The sequence below is a fragment of the Novosphingobium sp. genome (assembly GCF_041905565.1).
GTDB lineage: Bacteria > Pseudomonadota > Alphaproteobacteria > Sphingomonadales > Sphingomonadaceae > Novosphingobium.
This window is the reverse complement of the sequence record NZ_JAYRKX010000042.1, coordinates 1-2,844: the sequence shown is the minus strand read 5'-3', so window position 1 is coordinate 2,844 and position 2,844 is coordinate 1. Positions and strand designations below refer to the sequence as shown.

Below are 2,844 nucleotides of genomic sequence, written 5' to 3'. Positions count from 1 at the left end.
GCCAGCCCGCTCCCCCCGCCCAAACACCCACACGGGACCGTTAAACGGGGGTTGGGCCGGGGGAGCGGGCGGGCCAGGCAGGACAAGGCGGATGCCTTGTCCGCACCGGCGTGAGCCGGAAAGCAACCCCTACAGCGCCACCACGCCGCCGGTTGACCCAAACCCGCCCTCGCCGCGCGCGGTTTCATCAAGTTCGCTCACTTCCACCCAGCCGGCCTGGACCACCGGGGCCAGCACCAGCTGGGCGATGCGGTCGCCGCGGCGGATCTCGAACGGGGCGGCGCCGTGGTTGATCAGGATGACCTTCAGCTCGCCGCGATAGTCGCTGTCGATCGTGCCAGGGGTGTTGGGGACGGTGATCCCGTGCTTCAGCGCCAGGCCCGAACGCGGGCGGACCTGCACTTCGAAGCCGTGCGGGATGGCCATGGCCAGGCCCGTCGCCACCGCATGGCGCGCGCCGGGGGCCAGGGTTACGTCTTCGGCGGAAACCACGTCCATGCCGGCAGCGCCGCTGGTGGCATAGGCGGGCAGGTCAAGCCCCGCCCCATGCGGCAGGCGCTTAATCGGAACCGGGATTGGCGGCGGGGACGAGTGCATTGGCGATCCTTTCGACCAGGGCCATGGCGACGTCGTCCTTTGGCATTTCCGGCAGGCTTTCGACACCCTGCCCGGTGACGATATGCACGGCATTGGCATTGCCGCCCATCACATCGCCCGACACGTCGTTGGCGACGATCCAGTCCGCCCCCTTGCGCCGGCGCTTTTCCTTGGCGTGGTCGATCACCTTTTCGGTTTCGGCGGCGAAGCCCACCACCAGGCGCGGCCGCCGTTCGTGGACCGAAACCATGGCGAGGATGTCGGGATTCTCGGTCAGCCGCAGCGCCGGCGGGGCTGAGCCGCGCTTCTTCATCTTTTCCTGGGCCACGTCCATCGTGCGCCAATCGGCCACGGCGGCGACCATGATCGCCACGTCCACCGGCAGGCTGCGCTTGACCGCCTCCGCCATTTCGCGCGCGGTTTCGACGTCGATCCGCGTCACCCCGGGCGGGGTCGGCAGGTGGACCGGGCCGCTGACCAGCAGCACTTCGGCCCCCAGCCGCGCGGCGGCGGCGGCAATGGCGAAGCCCTGCTTGCCGGAACTGCGATTGGCGATGTAGCGCACCGGATCGATCGGTTCGTGCGTCGGCCCGGCAGTGATCAGCACGCGCTTGCCCAGCAGCGGGCCATCGACAGGCAGCGGTTCGGGATCGTCCCCGGCAAAGTCGGGCTGATCGTGCAGCGGATCGTGGGCCAGCGCCTCGATCAGGGGTTCGGGCGGGGCCTGGTCCATTACCAGGTGGTTGATCGCCTCGGCATCGGTCGGCGGGGCGGCCTTGGCCTTGCCCTTCTTCGACAGCAGCGGGCTATCGAGGCTCAGGGGAATGTCCGGCTCGGCCGGGGGCAGCTCCTCCTCGGCCAGGTCCGCCGGGGGTAGCCATTCGTCTTCGGCCAGCGGGTCGAAACGCGGCGTGGTGCGCTGGATCATGCTGGCGGACAGCCCGCCCAGATCTGCGCCCTGCGCCTCGATCTCGGCCAGTTCCTCGGCCAGCGTCAGCGGCGGCGGCAGCAGCGCCAGGTCATCCTGTCCCAGCGCGCGGCAGATTGCCTGCCACACCGCTTCGGGTTCGGGCAGGCGGCCGGGGCCATATTCGCCGCAGGCCATCATCCCTTCATCGGGATCGAGCACCAGCACCCCGGAATCGCGCAGGGTGGCGACATTGCGCTGGGTCGCGGCGTGCTGCCACATCCGCACGTTCATTGCCGGCACGGCCATGACCGGCTTGTCGGTGGCGAGCAGCAGCGTGGTCGCCAGATCATCGGCGATCCCTGCCGCCATCCGTGCCAGAAGATCAGCCGTGGCCGGGCAGACCACCACCAGGTCGGCCTGGCGGCTGAGCTGGATGTGGCCCATCTCGACCTCGGCGGTCAGATCCCACAGCGTGGTGTGGACCGGGCGTTCCGACAGCGCGGCCAGGGTCATCGCGGTGATGAATTTCGCGCCGCCATCGGTCAGCACGCAGGTCACCTCGCCCCCGCCCTTGCGGATCAGGCGCACCAGCTCGCACGACTTGTAGGCGGCAATGCCGCCGCCGACGATCAGCAGAATCCGTGGGCCGTTCATATGGGCCAGCTTGTGCAACGCCCCTTCCCTTCGTGCAACAGGCTTTGCTTTCGGTTTTCCCTGAGGCACAGTGCCTAAGACCGAGTTAACGGGGGGAGTTACCGATAATGCGCTGGATCCTGACGGCCCTGATTTTCCTGTTCGGCCTGCTCGACCTGTTCATGGGCCTGAATTTCCTGTTCAATCCGCAGACCACCGCAACCGGGTTCGGCCTGGCCGCCACCGGCACGCAGGGGATGTCGACGCTGCGGGCCGATTTCGCCGCCTTCTTCGGCGTGGTCGCGCTGTGCATGATGCTGGGCGCCTGGCGCCGCAACGGCGACCTGCTGCTGGTTCCCGCCGCGCTGATGGGCACCGCGGTGACCGTGCGCGCGATCAGCCTGGCGCTGGATGGCACCTATCCCGGCTGGCAGGTGCCGATGCTGGTCGAAGCGCTGCACGTGGCGCTGCTGGTCGCCGCCTGGCGGGTGCTGCCGCATCACAAGATCGAAGAACTGACTTCGTAGTCTTTTCCGGCTGCCGCCGGTGCGGAAGGGCCATCCGGCCCTTCCTTGCAACACCGGCCCGCTCCCCCGGCAGAGTCCTTGCTGGGTGCGCTGATCGCCTCCGCGATCAGCTTGGCCTGGCCGGCCCACTCCCCCGGCCCAACCACCCACAGGGTACCTTGAACGGGTGGTTGGGCC

3 protein-coding genes are annotated in these 2,844 nt (G+C 68.7%); 1 reads left to right on the top strand and 2 read right to left on the bottom strand.

The window, feature by feature from the left end; translation table 11 throughout:
- Positions 1-129: 129 nt before the first annotated feature.
- Both dut and ACE3N9_RS16525 read right to left on the bottom strand, forming a co-directional pair.
- Entirely contained in the window at positions 130-597 is a 468-nt protein-coding gene (dut, locus tag ACE3N9_RS16530; RefSeq protein ID WP_374285593.1) for a dUTP diphosphatase, read from the bottom strand.
- The gene (locus ACE3N9_RS16525; protein ID WP_374285591.1) at positions 560-2,161 is read right to left on the bottom strand and encodes a bifunctional phosphopantothenoylcysteine decarboxylase/phosphopantothenate synthase; all 1,602 of its coding nucleotides are present in this window, start codon (positions 2,159-2,161) and stop codon (positions 560-562) included. Before ACE3N9_RS16525 ends, dut begins: the two co-directional genes overlap by 38 nt.
- 107 nt (positions 2,162-2,268) lie before the next feature.
- Between ACE3N9_RS16525 and ACE3N9_RS16520 the strand changes: the two genes are divergently transcribed.
- The gene (locus ACE3N9_RS16520; RefSeq protein ID WP_374285590.1) at positions 2,269-2,667 is read left to right on the top strand and encodes a DUF4345 family protein; all 399 of its coding nucleotides are present in this window, start codon (positions 2,269-2,271) and stop codon (positions 2,665-2,667) included.
- The last annotated feature ends 177 nt before the right edge of the window (positions 2,668-2,844 follow it).